The sequence below is a fragment of the Alteromonas sp. HB246098 genome (genome assembly GCF_054890645.1).
This window is the reverse complement of sequence record NZ_JBTZUG010000001.1, coordinates 1,154,991-1,171,039: the sequence shown is the minus strand read 5'-3', so window position 1 is coordinate 1,171,039 and position 16,049 is coordinate 1,154,991. Positions and strand designations below refer to the sequence as shown.

The 16,049-nt window shown below is 43.5% G+C and carries 16 protein-coding genes; 10 read left to right on the top strand and 6 right to left on the bottom strand.

The window, feature by feature from the left end; genetic code table 11:
• The first annotated feature begins 5 nt into the window (after window positions 1-5).
• From ACYTPF_RS05065 to ACYTPF_RS05055, 3 genes are read left to right on the top strand one after another with little or no spacing between them, the layout of a single operon-like run.
• Window positions 6-2,165 carry a type I secretion system permease/ATPase gene (locus ACYTPF_RS05065; RefSeq protein ID WP_461851404.1) on the top strand — a complete coding sequence of 720 codons (2,160 nt, stop codon included), beginning with the start codon at window positions 6-8 and terminating at the stop codon, window positions 2,163-2,165.
• Window positions 2,162-3,529, top strand: a complete 1,368-nt coding sequence (locus tag ACYTPF_RS05060) for an HlyD family type I secretion periplasmic adaptor subunit (RefSeq protein WP_461851403.1) — start codon at window positions 2,162-2,164, stop codon at window positions 3,527-3,529. Before ACYTPF_RS05065 ends, ACYTPF_RS05060 begins: the two co-directional genes overlap by 4 nt.
• Complete coding sequence (locus ACYTPF_RS05055) at window positions 3,529-4,125, top strand: helix-turn-helix transcriptional regulator (protein ID WP_461851402.1); 597 nt, start codon at window positions 3,529-3,531, stop codon at window positions 4,123-4,125. The genes ACYTPF_RS05060 and ACYTPF_RS05055 overlap by 1 nt, the downstream gene beginning before the upstream one ends.
• Here ACYTPF_RS05055 and ACYTPF_RS05050 read toward each other — a convergent pair.
• From ACYTPF_RS05050 to ACYTPF_RS05040, 3 genes are all read right to left on the bottom strand, one after another.
• The gene (locus tag ACYTPF_RS05050; protein ID WP_461851401.1) at window positions 4,100-6,034 is read right to left on the bottom strand and encodes a bifunctional diguanylate cyclase/phosphodiesterase; all 1,935 of its coding nucleotides are present in this window, start codon (window positions 6,032-6,034) and stop codon (window positions 4,100-4,102) included. The genes ACYTPF_RS05055 and ACYTPF_RS05050 overlap by 26 nt on opposite strands.
• 6 nt (window positions 6,035-6,040) lie before the next feature.
• Window positions 6,041-6,721: a transglutaminase-like cysteine peptidase gene (locus tag ACYTPF_RS05045; RefSeq protein ID WP_179982619.1), complete on the bottom strand. Its 681-nt coding sequence runs from the start codon at window positions 6,719-6,721 to the stop codon at window positions 6,041-6,043.
• 167 nt (window positions 6,722-6,888) lie between these two features.
• Window positions 6,889-8,070 carry a flagellar assembly protein T N-terminal domain-containing protein gene (locus tag ACYTPF_RS05040; RefSeq protein WP_461851400.1) on the bottom strand — a complete coding sequence of 394 codons (1,182 nt, stop codon included), beginning with the start codon at window positions 8,068-8,070 and terminating at the stop codon, window positions 6,889-6,891.
• A 333-nt stretch (window positions 8,071-8,403) separates the two neighbouring features.
• On the opposite strand from ACYTPF_RS05040, the gene ACYTPF_RS05035 reads away from it, so the two are divergent.
• On the top strand, window positions 8,404-8,841 hold the full coding sequence (locus tag ACYTPF_RS05035) for an LPP20 family lipoprotein (RefSeq protein WP_269915934.1): 438 nt from the start codon (window positions 8,404-8,406) through the stop codon (window positions 8,839-8,841).
• Window positions 8,842-8,983: 142 nt separating this feature from the next.
• Here the strand turns inward: ACYTPF_RS05035 and flgN are convergent, their stop codons facing one another.
• From flgN to flgA, 3 genes are all read right to left on the bottom strand, one after another.
• Entirely contained in the window at window positions 8,984-9,415 is a 432-nt protein-coding gene (gene flgN, locus ACYTPF_RS05030; RefSeq protein WP_179982622.1) for a flagellar export chaperone FlgN, read from the bottom strand.
• 71 nt (window positions 9,416-9,486) lie between these two features.
• Window positions 9,487-9,816: a flagellar biosynthesis anti-sigma factor FlgM gene (gene flgM, locus ACYTPF_RS05025; RefSeq protein ID WP_461851399.1), complete on the bottom strand. Its 330-nt coding sequence runs from the start codon at window positions 9,814-9,816 to the stop codon at window positions 9,487-9,489.
• A gap of 102 nt (window positions 9,817-9,918) precedes the next feature.
• The gene (gene flgA, locus ACYTPF_RS05020; RefSeq protein WP_461851398.1) at window positions 9,919-10,650 is read right to left on the bottom strand and encodes a flagellar basal body P-ring formation chaperone FlgA; all 732 of its coding nucleotides are present in this window, start codon (window positions 10,648-10,650) and stop codon (window positions 9,919-9,921) included.
• A 270-nt stretch (window positions 10,651-10,920) separates the two neighbouring features.
• Here flgA and ACYTPF_RS05015 point away from each other — a divergent pair, with 270 nt between their 5' ends.
• From ACYTPF_RS05015 to flgE, 6 genes are all read left to right on the top strand, one after another.
• The gene (locus tag ACYTPF_RS05015) at window positions 10,921-11,850 is read left to right on the top strand and encodes a chemotaxis protein CheV (protein ID WP_179982624.1); all 930 of its coding nucleotides are present in this window, start codon (window positions 10,921-10,923) and stop codon (window positions 11,848-11,850) included.
• Between the two features lie 15 nt (window positions 11,851-11,865).
• Window positions 11,866-12,696: a CheR family methyltransferase gene (locus ACYTPF_RS05010; RefSeq protein ID WP_179982625.1), complete on the top strand. Its 831-nt coding sequence runs from the start codon at window positions 11,866-11,868 to the stop codon at window positions 12,694-12,696.
• A gap of 203 nt (window positions 12,697-12,899) precedes the next feature.
• On the top strand, window positions 12,900-13,334 hold the full coding sequence (gene flgB / locus ACYTPF_RS05005) for a flagellar basal body rod protein FlgB (protein ID WP_179982626.1): 435 nt from the start codon (window positions 12,900-12,902) through the stop codon (window positions 13,332-13,334).
• 2 nt (window positions 13,335-13,336) lie between these two features.
• Entirely contained in the window at window positions 13,337-13,759 is a 423-nt protein-coding gene (gene flgC, locus ACYTPF_RS05000; protein ID WP_179982627.1) for a flagellar basal body rod protein FlgC, read from the top strand.
• A 31-nt stretch (window positions 13,760-13,790) separates the two neighbouring features.
• Window positions 13,791-14,477 carry a flagellar hook assembly protein FlgD gene (flgD, locus tag ACYTPF_RS04995; RefSeq protein ID WP_179982628.1) on the top strand — a complete coding sequence of 229 codons (687 nt, stop codon included), beginning with the start codon at window positions 13,791-13,793 and terminating at the stop codon, window positions 14,475-14,477.
• Between the two features lie 14 nt (window positions 14,478-14,491).
• Window positions 14,492-15,877, top strand: coding sequence for a flagellar hook protein FlgE (gene flgE, locus ACYTPF_RS04990; protein ID WP_461851397.1), 1,386 nt, complete (start codon window positions 14,492-14,494; stop codon window positions 15,875-15,877).
• Window positions 15,878-16,049: the final 172 nt, after the last annotated feature.

Genomic DNA, 16,049 nt, shown 5'->3' with positions numbered 1-16,049 from the left:
CCTATATGAAGGAAAAAAAGGTCGACAGCGACATATCATATCTCGAGAAACAAGGTGGCGTATTGATGGATTGTTTAATAACAGTCTGCCATGCCCACCATTTGGATGTATCTCGAGTTAGCCTGCTTAGCGGACTGCCCTTAGACCACGGTGAGTTGTCTCCTACGGGGTTTGAACGCGCAGCAAAACGAGCAGGGCTCGCCAGTAGAACAGTAAAACGCGATTTCGACCATATCAATACAGCAATATTACCCGCTGTTTTAGTGTTAAGTGATAAGCAAGCTTGCGTATTACACGGGCTTGATAAAACGCATGCCAGAGTCTCATATCCAGAGCTAGATGACGCTGTGGTCGAAGTACCAAGAGATGAGCTAATTGCCAGTTATACAGGGTATGTCATTTTTGCTCGTCCCGAGATGAATGCACAAGAAACCAATGCCCAAATAGACAAGTCATCAGTAGGACATTGGTTGTGGTCATCCATTAGAACGGCAAAAGGTTTGTATCGCGATGTTCTTTTAGCGTCCGTTTTTATCAGTTTGCTTTCTATCGCATTGCCCCTGTTCGTGATGAATGTTTACGATAGGGTAGTGCCAAATGCTGCGCTAGAAACCATGTGGGCACTAGCTATTGGCGTTTTACTTGTGCTAGCCGCAGATTTTTTATTGCGCATGCTTAGACAGTATTTTGTAGAGTTGGCGGCAAGTCGATTAGATGTCACGCTATCAGCGAAAATAATGGAAAAAGTGCTGTCTATAAATTTAGCGAGCAAGCCTGCTAAAAGTGGCTCATTCATAAATAGCCTACAGTCTTTTGAAAGTATTCGGCAGTTTTTTGGTTCGGTCACCTTAGTGGCGTTGGTTGATTTACCCTTTGGCCTACTGTTTGTAGTCATTATCGCCATGATCGATTTTTATCTGATCATTCCAATACTTATTGGTGCTACTGCGCTTTTCCTTTATGCGATGAAGGCGCAGCGGGTAATGCGCTCTTTGTCTGAAGAATCGATGGAAATTAGCTCTCGTAAAAGCTCCCTTGTAACTGAAAGCGTAACGTCGTTAGAAGACGTTAAAGCGTTTGGTTACCAAAGTAGAAATCAAAGTGCGTGGGAAAAGCAGACGATATTTCTTGCCAAAGTTAACGCTAAACTTCGCTTAGTATCAATGTCGGTCAATAATGCTGCGCTCTGGATCCAGCAATCGGTGGGTGTGGTTATCATCCTCACTGGCGTTTACCTTATTATTGAGGGTGTGATTACACAAGGTGGTCTAATAGCCGCTTATTTACTATCAAGCCGAGCTATGGGGCCGGTTTCTCAGGCTGCCGCATTGCTTGCTCAATTCCATCACGCTGAAACCGCAAAGAATGCCCTTGATGACATTATGTCTCTGCCAAGTGAAACAGGTAGCAACAAACAGATTAAAAACAATGTCGTGCTAAAAGGGAATATTGACGCTAACCAGCTTTGCTTCAAGTATCCAGATGAAACCGTTCTCGCGTTAAAAGACATAAACTTCTCTATCAAGCAAGGAGAGCACGTTGCTATTTTGGGCAAAAACGGGTGCGGAAAGTCAACGTTAAACAAGCTTCTCATGGCTTTTTATCGCCCTGAATCCGGGCAACTTTTGTTGGATGGAATAGACCTTCAGCAGTATGACCCAACGCTGTTGCGTAAACAAATAGGCTATGTACCGCAAGATGTGAGCCTTTTTCACGGCTCATTAAAAGACAATATTTTGCCAGAGGATACACATATTGACGAGGCTGAGTTTTGGGAAGTCATTACCCAATGTGGTTTGGCAAAGTTAGTTAACGGAAGCGCCAGTGGCATAGAGCAAAATGTGGGCGAGCGCGGCTGCTTGCTGTCAGGTGGGCAGCGTCAGGCTGTGGCGATGGCAAGGGCCATAGTACGAGACCCTGCAATTTACATTATGGATGAACCAACTTCAGCCATGGATTCAACTAATGAAGCGCAGATGAAGGAAACGATTAAGGCGGCAACGGCAGGTAAAACTCTCATCATTAATACGCACAGAACCACATTACTAGACTTGGTAGAGCGGGTCATTGTTGTAGAAAACGGAAAGGTGATTGCCGATGGTAAAAAGGAAGAGGTACTCGTGCAGTTTAGACAACCCAGTCAAGTATTGAAGAGGGCGCCATGATTTTGAAAAGTGATGGTGAAAAAAAGGACTGGTTACAGCGGCTAATGCGAGGCTGGCTTGCGCCGCCCCCAGGTCAAGATTGGGTGTTAGAAGCGGAATGGTCGCGCATTATGCAAACGCCGGTAAAGGCCCGGGGCCTGCTCTATGTCGTATTAATAGTACTGTTTTTGTTAGTGGTGTGGTCTTATTTCGCCGAAATTGATGAAGTGGCTAAAGGTGATGGGAAGGTTATTCCGTCACAGCAACTGCAGGTGCTTCAGTCATACGATGGAGGAATAGTACAGGAAATCTTAGTACGTGAAGGACAGACAGTAGAAGCGGGCCAGGTGCTATTAAAAGTTGATCCAACGCGCTTTTTGTCCAGCTTAGAGGAAAATACTACTCAGTTTGCAGCACTTGCCGCTAAGGTTCAGCGCCTGTCTGCGCTTACCCAGGGCGAGGTGTTGCGGTTTAATAGAGAGCTTCAAGAGGAAGCGCCTACCATCGTTGATAATGAGCGAAAACTCTATAACTCAAATTTAGCTGAGCTTGATGAAATCGCGGCGGGTTCTGACTCTCGCATCTTACAACGCCGACAAGATGTTGAAGAAGAGCGAGCTAGTCTTTCCCAATATCAAAATGTGCTGACACTTTCTAAAAAAGAGCTGGCGGTGACTAAACCATTGTTAGCATCTGGAGCTGTGTCGGAAATCGAAATTCTTCGATTAGAGCGCCAAATTGTTGAGCTTGAAGGCAACATCAGCAAATCTAAAGTGGCAATTGAGCGTGGGTTAAATGCTATTGAAGAAGAAATTATTAAGAAGGAAGAAGCCCGCCTCAAGCTAGTTAATCGATGGAATCAAGAATTGACCGATGCGACTGGTGAAATGGCTATGCTACAGCAGTCTCAAACAAGTTTAGAAGATGTGGTGTCGCAAGCTGATTTGCGTTCGCCTATCAATGGAACGGTTCAACGGCTACTTATCAACACGGTTGGCGGCGTTATTACACCGGGTAGCGCCGTTGTCGAGCTAGTACCTCAAGACGACCAGCTCATTGTTGAGGCGAAAGTTTCTCCGAAAGACATCGCTTTTATTCGAGAAGGGCAGCCGGCTATCCTGAAATTTAGTGCATACGATTTTACTATTTATGGTGGCATGTCGGCGGAAGTACAGCACATTAGTGCAGATGCCATCACCAATGAAAAAGATGAAACCTACTACCTTGTCAGACTTGAAACAAAGCGAAGCATTGCAGATGAATCCTTAGATATTTTGCCCGGTATGATTGTGCAAGTAGATATTTTAACGGGTAAGAAAACGGTTCTTAACTACATTTTATCGCCCTTATTTAATGTTACAGCCTCTGCGCTGAGGGAGCGTTAATGAGACATTTTATTGCAGAAAAAGACTTACAAGGGGCGCTTACTCAATACTCTTGGTCTAGTTATAGTAGTGTCAATGAATTAAAGTGCGATAGTAGTGACTGCGTATGGATTATGGCAAGTGATAAAAGCTGGCGTCAGTTACTGATTGAGGCAAAACAGAAAGTCGATAACCTTGTTTTACTTACGTACAAATATGACCGCCTAGAGATGCAAACAGCACTAATGTTAGGTGCTAGAGCATATTGCCATGCGCTTGGGACACAATCTTTACTGTCTTCTGTAGCCCGAGTTATAGAAGCTGGCGGCATGTGGTTGCCCAACGAGTTATTGACAGTGACTACTTCAAATGTCGCTGCTAATTTACAGGCGAAGCGGAATCTACCTGTGCTGCGAGAGCTAACCAACCGAGAAAAAGATGTATTAAACGGTATTTTGGAAGGGTTAAGCAACAAGGAGATAGCACGAGAACACGGTATTACCGAGCGTACCGTTAAAGAATATGTTGGTACGCTTCTTCACAAGTTTGAAGCGAAAGACAGGATAAGCTTATTGCTTCGTATAGGTGAGTTTAGTCATCTAAAAGATGCTCTATAACTTCGATGTGTGAAACCACACCATCTATCCCTAATTCAATAAATAGCTCTTGGTGATCTGAGCGCTTAACCCCGTCTGCATAAACTTTTATACCAAAAGTATGCGCAAGAGAGCAGAACCCACGTATGAAGGCGTGATTGGCAGGATTGAAATCGATATCTGCCATAAACGCCGAATCGATTTTCACATAATCTAATCCCATTTCCTGAACGTTTAACAGTTGCGAGAAGGATTCTCCAACTCGTTTCAAGCCTACTTCGCAATCTTTGGCTTTTAACGTTGTGCAAAAATCTCTAAATTCATCAGGGAAGCGTGTTGCGGTAGATTCTCGCACCTCAAGACACAATTGCTTAGCCGCTTTTTCGTTGGTTCCAATTTGATAATAAAGTTGAGCAAGAATTTCTGGATTCAGCATAAACTGTTCAGAACAGAGAAACGCGAATTTTGAGTTTGTTTTAGTGTTATTAATATAGTTGATGAGGCTAGTAACCGTTGTTAGCTCTACTTGGGGTAAAAGCCCTAAATAGCGCGCCCAATGGGTATAATAGCCACTTTTCCTTAGTTCGCCATCTATCGTTACCCCAGCCCAACTCTGATAGTGAACCAAGTTGCGGTCAATATCTAAAACCGGGAAGTTAAAGGTTTCTACACCACATTCGTCAATCGTATTTTGTAGCTCTTTTTCCCAACGCTTTTGCTCTACCAAGCTAATAAATTCTTTGAGGGCCGACTCGATAAAGGGTTCATCCATATCTAACATTTCTGCTTCATCAATCATCGCATCTGCACGCATTAGTAAAGCAGAGAAGCTATCGTCTGGGCGAAGTTTAACAACAGACTGAAATACCTTCGGATCACCTACGTCGCTAAACGCGCTTAAACACGCGCCATGGACTGCTTCTGAAATAGCAACAGCATCATGGGTTTCAGTAAGTAAAATAGCAAACTCGTTTTTTTGCATTCTAGCTATACGGCTGTCAGTAAACTGATGATGATGTAGTGAAAGGCAGTCGTTAATTTCCTCAACAAAATCGCGTATACGTTTTTTTCTGATATTCGCAGGTGAGCGCAAAAAGCCTTCGCCTTCGGTGAACCTCACAAAGAAAAGGCAGTTCACGCCTTCGGTGTCTCTAAAAGCTAGCTGCCCTTTCAAGATTGAAATGAAGTAATCTCTGTTAGCAACGCCAGACTCGTCATCAAATTGTGTTTTGTAGCGCATAAGATCAAGGCGTGTATTTTCTTCATCCATGATCTTTCTAGAGTTTGTAGCAAGAAAGTTCATAGCGCGCACTACACGCTTAAGTTCTAATGTACGAGGCTCTTTTAGCTGGATAAATTGCATTTGCTGAAATGATTCAGCTTGGCGCACAACACCGTCTAGAGGTCTAATAATAAAGCGCAGCGCCCAGCCCCCTAAAAAGCCTGAAAATATGCCGACCAGTGATAAACCAAAAATAAGTCGTTTAGTGGCGCGCCACATTGATGCAACGGCAAAGCTGGTATCTGTTTCGACATAAACCGTACCATATTGACCCCAACCCTCGCTTACTTGGGCAATACCTGGTTTCACAATAGGAGAAAAGTTATCTGAAAACCACTTTGGGGTATTTTCGTCCAACTGCACTTCATGAGTATATTCAGAGACAATTTCACCGTCAGATTTTTGAAGTACAATAGAGGCGTAGTGACCAATGTCGAATTGTGACATTATGAAGAGATCTAATGAAACAGGGTCTTTATCCAGTCCACTAAGTGTTAGGGCAAGCATGCTCGCGTTGTCTAGGTTTTTTGAATAAAGCTGCTCTTCTACATAGTGTTTGGTAGTTATACCATGAATTGTGACACTACCTGCAATTGCAACAAGGACAACAACTGCTATGGCGAGCCATAATTCTCTTGTTATTGACATAGACTCCTAAGACCTTCTGCTAATCCCCTCCTGTTTCATGCGCTCAATAACATCACGCCACCTTGATAGCCTGCTGGTGGACGAAGAAACTTGTGCAGTTTTACCCGGCTGCCAAATACCCGAATCATTAAAACTGAAAACAGGAATTAAATCCGTCCGCTGAGAGCCTGGCAACACATTAGACACTAAGCTGTCGAGCACCAAAGGATCCGATGAAGGGGAATCATAGTATCCTAGTACCATATGTGCTTGTGTTACTCGGCTTCTACCAATCTTCGCTTTTACATAAATTAGGCGAAGTTTAGAACTATCGATACCTAAGTGTAGCAGAGCTACGTATTTTGCAATGGCATAATCCTCACAATCTCCGCGAGAATGGCCAAAAAGTTCAGAAGGCGTGGCCCAATAGTCTTTTTGTTTGAAAACGATATCGTCGGTTGCGTACTGGATATGCTCGTCAAAGAAAGCGTTTACACCGATAAGCTGCTCTTTAACTGCCTTATTTTCAAGGTCGTGAAGTTTAGTTTCTAACGCACTGACATGTAAGGCTTTGTCAGCGCCAAAATTATTTTTAACTTCCTGTTCGAGCTTTGGAAACTCGATAACATAGTGATCCCTCAGTTGTTGTCCAGCCAGTAGCAAGGCTACTAATGCTAAGCAGTGTGACGCAAACAGAGAAAGGGTCATATTTTTATTATGTAGGTCATACTAAAGTATAAGAGAGAGTACTTGTCTCTATCTGAAGTTTAAGTATTGGATACTATACGTAGTTATAGGTATAACACGGGTATGTTGATATTCCAACCCTGTTCCCCCAACGTCAGTGACTTACATTTGATAAAGTGAAAGCTAATTTACTTCTTAACTACAAAATCGTTTTCCTGAATATTCGCAGTAATTCCCGACGTAGCGTTGACTATCACAGACGAATTGCCATATGCACTATCAACAATAAATGTACCGGGGTAGAGCGTATATTGAAGATATCTTCTACCTCGATTATCGACCACCTCTTTGGCTTGATAAAGGTATAGTTCATCTTTTTCAGATATGCCATTATCTCGTCCAAGAGATACCGAAATTTTATTGTTCGCAATGCTGATCACTCGCCCCGTAACAGGTTGGCAAGCTGTTGCTTCTTTAATATCTTCTATCAATTGACTTATTGACGTATCAATTGCTTGGCCGTAGCGTGATTGCCAAAAGGTTGACGAAAATTCGTCAACGTCTTCAAACCTATCGAACGCCCATTCCTCATTAGTATCGTAAGAGGAACTGAACAGAAGACCGCCGTTTATCCCGTCATAAACTTGTACAGACATTGCGAACGCACGATATGAAGTGTCGCTTCGCCAAGGTGTAAATACAGATACTTCTTTTTGCGCAACACTTAAATCATCAATAACCCCGATAATGACAAATTGCGTGTTACTTTGATCTGATAGAGTACGTACGTTTTTGTCGGTATAACGGCTATCAAACTTTGCAGTATGGGGAGCAACGTAAGTAAGGCTCAGATTATCTGTCTGTTCTTGCATTGCCTTAGCTAATCGCTGTGTAAACGCCTTATCAAATTGCGGAATATTTCCTTGGGTCAACTGTGCTCTGTTTCTTATCCTAAAGTGAGTAGTGGCAAAGTGTTTTTCGTCCCGCTGCGCTGAACATACTTCTCCTCTAGGAAAAATGTCTGCACGTACACTAACTGTGACTACATCACCGTTATAAGTTTCGCTCACGAGCTCTAATTGCTCGACCTCGCCTGTCGAACGGATCGTCATTTCTTCGTTTTTCAGAAGCCCATTAGTGAGTTTGGCTACACTTTGCACTGACGCCCCAGCAAATAACATCGCTTGTTTGAGCGCATCCTGTGTCGCTGCGCGTTTTGCTGCTTCCTTGTTACCGTTCATTACCACAGCCTGTCCTGTGGCTTCATACCAAACGGCATGGGCTTGCCCAGCCATTAGGCCAAGTAGGCAAACAGCGGCCATTGCTCTGCTTAAACATGCCATTAGCGTTGTTTTGCTTGCTTGTCGCACGTGACACCTCTGCGGTTGTTTAGTTGTTGCGGTTGAATAATGTCGTAACCTTTGCGAGAACTATGCGAAAAAAGTGCCAATTAAAGGAGGAAGTTATTTTTAAAAACAAACGGGCGCATATATTGCTTACTTCCTTCGTATCAGGGTATATGACTGCAAACTGTCGTTATGGAATCTGATGTTATTCATAACGCTTTGTTGAAATGTTATTAGCCTATAAAGGCTATAAAGGTAAATATTTAGGCGTCACTAACTCGTTATTGATGCACAAAGAGGTTTTAAATTATGTGGTTGAGTGGACTAAAAAATTCGAGATTACTTTTGCGGTCTTCCATGTTTGGCCTAGCAATCTCTTTGAGTGGTTGTGGCATTATTGATAAACACGTCGAATGGGAAACCGTTGAGCCTGAAACTTACCCTGTTTTAAAGGCGGTTGGTTACGCACCGATTTCATCGCAAAAAGGCGAGTCTGACAGTATGAAGCTAATAATGGCGATGAAAGCGTCAAAATTAGATGCATACCGCGAGTTGACCGAGCAGGTATACGGTCAAAAAATAGAAGGTAGTCAGTCTGTATCACGCCTTGTTGTTGACAGTGAAACGTTGCGCGCGTCTGTTGAGGGAGTAATTAGAGGCGCCGAGGTTGTTAAGACTTATCCCGTGGGTGAGGATACCTACGTTACGGAGCTTTCTTTAGATATGCAGCAAGTCTACGATATTTATTTGTCGACGGCTAAGCCGCGCCGAGTGAAAGATGTAAAGTATTACTAGGAAATAAGTTAAAGGCGGTTCGCGCTAATTACTTTGCAGTGGGATGCTAGAAAATACGTGATAATAGAGTGAACTTAGCTGCCGATAAGGTGAATGTACTGCGTGGTTAATGCTCTGCGACGATACAAAACTATTTAAAAGCCTAAGCACTCACTCCAGAGCCTAAAGTTCCGCCTTTCGGCTTACCTTTCTTGTCATAAGTGAGTGATTCTTTTGCTCGAACTTCCATCATCAAATTCCGCAAATGTGTGAGGCGTAGCTGTCCTTGCTCTACGGCTTTTTGATTAACCTGTGTTCGATATTTGCAATCTTCCAGAAGCTTCTTGGCGTCAGCCATTAATGCTTCATCGTCATCCGACATCGCATTTTCGTTGTCGATAGCATCTTCAATGCTTGCATCCAGCGATTGAATAGAACCCAGAAGGGCTGTTTTTTCGTCTAACAAATTCATCAAAGATTCAGCGTCACGCGAGCTAATAAGCTGCAGCTCTTTTTCAAGCAGTGACGCAAGTGAAGTCATTTGCTCCACTTGACGAGATAATGCTTGTGTTAACTGGCTTGCTTGTTCTGTCACTATACTTGTCTCATTGAACGTGTTTGATAAATTCTCGCTGATTTTTTAACACCAAACTATTTAGCATCAAATTATTTAGCTCCAAATATTTGGGATTCTAGTTTCGCGATTTTATTAGCAAGCACTTCAGGGTTAACCTTGTACTCACCACTTTGGATCGCTTTTTTAAGACGATCAACTTTTTCCTGATTCACTGGCGCCTCAGACCCTTTTTTCTGAACTTGATTCAACTGCTGAGCAGATTGCGTCAGCGAAACGGAATCTTGTCTTGGCGCTTGTGCTGTTTGCGCAGACTGTGCTGAAGTCTGCTGTTGAGATTGTTGCGTCTGGTTCTGCTGCGCAACTTTCCCGTTATCAACGGGGGTTTTAGGTAACCCATTGTTTATATTGTTAATTGCCATAATCAGTCCTCACTACTTTTTGCCTCTAGTATGTATATCGGCCTTTTGGCAAATATCTTTAGCTAAATTAAGAACAAAATAGTAGATATTTATAGCCCACTTTTACAAGTGTATCACGACTTCTTCAGGGCTTGCGACTTTAGCAATAATGGCCTTCTGACTACTGGCATTTAAGACTTTTATGTTATCGCCAACCACACCATCTTGTTGCGCTATTCCTGCTGTCTTAACTTCCATTCCCGCAACCTCGGCGGTAATAGTGATTCTATCGCCTTTGCATACAAAGCATAGCATATTCGACTGTATCGCTTGACCATCGGTAACCCGGCGTTTCATTCTAGCGCCAATTAACGACTCTAGCTCGGTGAATGCCGTGTAGCGTAGACGTCTCACGTCTACTTTTGCCTTCGTTAAATTTGATGAGGTTAATACAGTTCCAGGGCTAATTGCGCCCTGCGTAACTACAATTTCTTTCGTTCTCATTACTTGGCCGCTGGTAAACAAATACCACTCATTGTTTTTACAGCTTACTCGAACAGATATGTAAGATTGGTTCAGCGCTTCCTGTGACGCATTATATTGGAAACCGGTTGGACAGTCTGGGATATTTATCCGATCGTCTATCTTCACAATATCCACATCAATGTTAGTATCCTGCGCATTATCGTTAAGTTGATTTATCAAGTACTGCTTGGCACCTTCTTCAACTTGTTCATGATTGGACGCCGCTGCATAGCAATGTTTACTTAGTAAGCTGATTAGCAAACCGACTACTAAACGGGTGAACGAGCGAGTGAATTCAGTACGCATTTTTTCGTTTATCTTTTTCATCATGACATTTCGTGTTTCAGTTTGCGATTAATTGACTATGCTTAGGGAAATCTATGTTTGTAAACAGCGGGTTTAACAACAATGCTTAGCTCAAGGTGTAAAAGCACACGCTTCAACATGACAAGATTTAACTGGCAGTATTGAAAGGTGAGTAACGCTTAAACAAACCTTAAGTGTCATTTTTCTGTCGTTTGACCTGCAAAAATTTAGTGATATTGTCTACTCTTATCATAAGAGGCAATGATCATGCCCAGTATTACTTAGAGGTGACCTATGTCGGGTATTTTAGATTCGGTAAACCAGCGAACGCAGCTTGTTGGGCAGAACCGCTTAGAGTTGTTGCTGTTTAGACTGAACGGCCGTCAGCGGTTTGGGATTAATGTGTTTAAAGTAAGAGAGGTGTTGCAGTGTCCTCCGCTTACGGCTATGCCAAAATTAAACCCATTGGTTCGTGGGGTAGCACACATTCGTGGCCAAACTATTTCGGTTATTGACCTAAGTATGGCTACACGTGGTCGTAAAATTGAAGACCTCTCTAATGCGTTTATCGTTATTGCCGAATACAACCGTTCGGTTCAAGGGTTCTTGGTTGGCGCTGTTGAGCGCATTATCAATACCAACTGGGATGCCATCATGCCGCCGCCACAGGGCACAGGGCGGGCCAGTTATCTTACGGCGGTTACTGAGGTAGAAAACGAACTCATTGAAATACTAGATGTAGAGAAAATTCTCAATGAGATCTCCCCGCTAAACGCTGAAGTTAGTGCTGACGTTGCCGAGGGGCTAACGACAGAGGGTCAAGAAAACAAAATTATCTTTATAGCGGATGACTCGGCGGTAGCGAGGAATCAGGTGAAAAAAGCGCTTACGTCATTAGGCCTTGAAATCGAGCTTGCTAAAAATGGTCTTGAAGCGCTTAATCGTCTTAAACAAATCGCTGAAGAGTATGGCGACGTAACCAACCGCGTTGGTGTGCTAGTTTCTGATATTGAAATGCCCGAAATGGATGGCTATACCTTGACTGCAGAAATTAAAAATACGCCGGAGCTTCAAAAACTTCACGTTGTTCTGCACACGTCATTAAGCGGGGTATTTAACCAAGCAATGGTACAAAAAGTTGGAGCGGACGACTTTATAGCGAAGTTTCACCCAGACGAATTAGCAACTGCTGTACAGAAGTGGCTAATGACCGAGTGCGAATAACGGAGCAGGAAAGGATTGGCTAATAAAGACGTTTCGCCCGCGAGCTACCAAAAGTTCAGAGAGTTTCTTGAAAAGCAATGCGGCATAGTTTTGGGTGAGAATAAACAATACCTCGTCCGCAGCCGTTTGGCTTCATTGCTGTTTAAACATAAGTACGAATCTGCAGATGAACTGATTGATGTTGTTGTTCGTGGTTTTGATCGCACCTTGTTACAAAGTGTTATCGACGCAATGACAACCAACGAAACCTTATGGTTTCGCGATAATTATCCCTTTGATCTTCTTTTAAAGGACCTATTGCCATCCTTATCTACTAAAAATCAGAAGGTTCGCATTTGGAGTGCTGCTTGCTCGTCGGGGCAAGAGCCTTATTCCATCGCAATGTCTGTGCTTGAGTACCAACGTCAACGTCCAGGCGCGTTGAGAGCGGGCGTTGAGATTGTGGCAACCGATTTATCATCAGAAATGCTGCAAAAATGTGAATCTGGCATTTATGACGAGCTCTCTCTTGCCAGAGGCTTATCTCCGCAGCGAAGACAAGCTTTTTTCCAACAAAATGAAAAAGGGCTTATGCAAGTGAAGCCTGAGGTTCGCCGTATGGTAAGCTTCAGAAGTTTGAACCTGCTTACGAGCTATGCTGCGCTTGGTCGGTTTGACATCGTTTTCTGCCGCAACGTATTAATTTATTTTTCGGCAGAAGTGAAACAGCGGATCCTGCAACAAATTGCCGGACAACTGCAGCCTAACGGCGTTCTATTTCTTGGCGCGTCAGAGTCTATAAGTGCTGCCAGTGATATCTACAGCATGGTGAAGTGCCACCCTGGTCTTTACTACCAAAAAAAATGATCTAACTTATCGGCTTGATAAATAAAGTTTTTTAAAACTCAAGCCGATTTACTGACCTCTATACCTTCCGTCAAAATCCCATTGTGGCATCTGCCTTGCTAACTATTTAAACAAACGACAGTAAAACGGCAAAAGGTTAACGCTTATATTTCCGTTTAGCTTGTCTACACGAAACGTTTTTAAAGTATGTCAGAGGTCATGTTATGGCTATTAACCTAGATAAGCTGGTGGGCTTTCACGAGTCAGCACTAAAAATACGCACAGAGCGTATGGAGGTTATTTCGGGGAATCTAGCTAACGCAAATACGCCTGGTTACAAAGCCAGAGATATTGATTTTAACAAAGCCATGCAGTCTGCAATGAGTGAAGCATCTGGTGGCGCAACAAGTCGTGCTTCATCAGGATTAGTGCGGACAAATGAGCGTCATCTAGGCGGCAATCCTTCGTCTGTTGCGGCAAATTTTGACATGCAGTACCGCGTACCTACTCAACCTGATACTGGCGACGGTAATACGGTAGAAGTCCAAGCGGAAAGAAACAGATTTTTAGACAATGGATTGCGCTACCAAGCAAGCCTTGAATTTTTGAATGGGAAAATTAAAGGCATGAAAAAAGCACTTAGCTCAGGAGGTCAATAGTCATGAGTTTATTTAACGTAATGCAAATTTCGAGTACGGGTATGGAGGCAGAAAATGTCCGTCTTAATACCACGGCGAGTAATATTGCTAATGCAAACTCGGTAAGCAGCAGCTATGACGAAACCTATCGAGCTCGTCACCCTGTTTTCGCAACAGCATTACAAGACGCCATGCGGGATCACTCGAAGGGCGCAGGTGTTCAAGTTAAAGGGATAGTAGAAAGTGATGCTCCACTTCAGGTGGAGTATGCACCTAATAACCCAATGGCAGACGAAGAAGGCTATATCTATAAACCTAACGTCAACATTGTAGAAGAAATGGCGAATATGATGTCAGCGTCTAAAGCGTATGAAACAAACGTACAGGTAGCGGACACCACCAAACGAATCTTCCGCCGCGTACTGCAGTTAGGTCAAGGGCAGTAACTTGCCGCTTGAATAATGTGAGGATTAATCAGTGAACACCATAAACAACACCGGCCTAAATACCGACTTGTACTGGCAGGAAGAAACTGTAAAAGTCGCCGATGGTACCGAGCAGCAGTTAACCCAAGAAGATTTCTTTTCAATGTTAACTGAACAGCTTGCTAACCAAGATCCTACGGCACCGGTTGATAACGATCAGATGGTGGCGCAGATGACGTCGTTTACGATGGCAGACGGCATCTCCCAGCTTAACGAGAAATTCGAATCGTTTGCGGCCTCAATGACATCGAACCAAGCTCTACAGGCATCGAGTCTCATCGGTCAAAACGTGTTAGTTCAAGGCAATGTCGGTTACATGGCGAATGAAGGGGAAGGCCTTTCAGGCGTTATTGTAAACGAGAAAACGGTTCAAAACATGACGATAAACATTGAGAACCAGTTTGGAGAAGTAATCAAAACCATTGATGCAGGTACACAAAGTGCGGGCAACATTGAGTTTGAATGGGATGGCAAAGATAAACACGGCAACCAGATGGAACCTGGAGAATATGTTATCAGCGCTACCGGCGAACTAAACGGTGAAGGTGTTCAGCTGAATACTGCCGTCAATCGTCATGTTGGAAGTGTCAGCTTGGCCGGCAGTGGTCAGGGCGTAATTTTGAATTTGGATGGTGATGTCAGTATCAATCTTGATGACGTCATCCAAATCGGCAGTTAGTAGGAGAATCAATAATGTCTTTTAATATTGCACTGAGTGGCGTATCGGCCGCACAAAAAGATTTGGATGTAACCGCCAACAACATCGCAAACGTTAATACAGTTGGCTTTAAAGAATCACGAGCTGAATTTGGCGACGTTTATGCGGCATCATTGCTTTCAGGCGGCAAAACGAAAGTGGGTGACGGTGTACTTACTCAAGAAGTTGCTCAGCAATTTTCTCAGGGCAGCCTTCAGTTTACCAACACGTCGCTCGATTTAGCGATTACAGGTAACGGCTTTTTTGCTACCGTACCTGAAATTACGTCACGGGATTTCTCGTTCACTCGTGCTGGGCAGTTTAAATTAGATAGTGATAACTTTGTGGTTAACAGTAACGGCGACAACCTTCTGGGTTTCCCAGTAAACTCTGACGGTACAAGTGCATCAGTTGCATTAAGTACGACGGAACCTGTGCGTATACCTGATTCATCCGGTTCGCCAGCACAAACCACAGAAGTTGATATTCGTATGAACTTACCGGCTGGCGATGCTGCGTTAGATCCGCAAGATTTTGACCCAGAAGATCCATTAACATACAACGCAGCTACGTCGGTTACTGTATATGACTCTTTAGGTGATAGTCATGTAATGACTTATTACTTTATCAAGGATAATGCAACAGGTGTAGACAACGAGTGGTATGTTGCTACCGCGATAGACGATACCCTTGTAGACATGACTGATTCGACGGGTGCCGATACCGACCCTACTACAGCAGTTAACTCGGTGGGCGGTAATACAGGTAATGCCGTAACCGCATCTAAACTTATTTTCTCTCAAGGTGGTGATTTCTCTGGTATGGAAACGCCAGATGGCTTACCCACGCTAGATTTTAAAATGCAAACTGAAGCGCTAGGTGCGGGTATCCTTGCAAATGGCTCTGATCCTACGCAGCAGATAAGCATAGATTTTAATCTTGATGTAAATAGCGCTACGCCTAATGAGCCGACTCAGTTCGCTTCTGCTTTTGAAGTAACGTCATTAGAGCAAGATGGTCTGCCAGTAGGCCGATTAACAGGTATCGATATCGGCCCTGATGGCCTAGTTCGCGCTACTTTCTCTAACGGAACCTCTGAGCCTATTGTTCGTGTTGCACTGGTGCGTTTTTCTAACGAACAAGGCCTAACACAAGAGAGCAGCACACAGTGGAAAGAAAGTATTCTTTCAGGTGAGGCTCTAGCGGGTGAAGCAACAACCGGTACCTTCGGTGAGATTAATTCATCGGCCCTTGAACAAGCCAACGTTAACCTGACCACCGAGCTAATCGACATGATCATTGCTCAGCGTAACTTCCAGGCTAACTCAAGAGCGCTCGAAGTTAACAACTCACTGAACCAGACTATTCTGAACATTCGATAGTTAAGGTAAAGCGCCGTCTATTAGAATATAAAAGCGGCAATACGTTGGCGTTCAAGCCCGCCATTATTGCCGATGTTTACAAGAGCCGCACAACAGCGGCTCTTTTATTTTCCTTTAAATATCAATTTAATACCTTTCATATTTTCTACTTGGGTTAAAAATCCACAGGTTG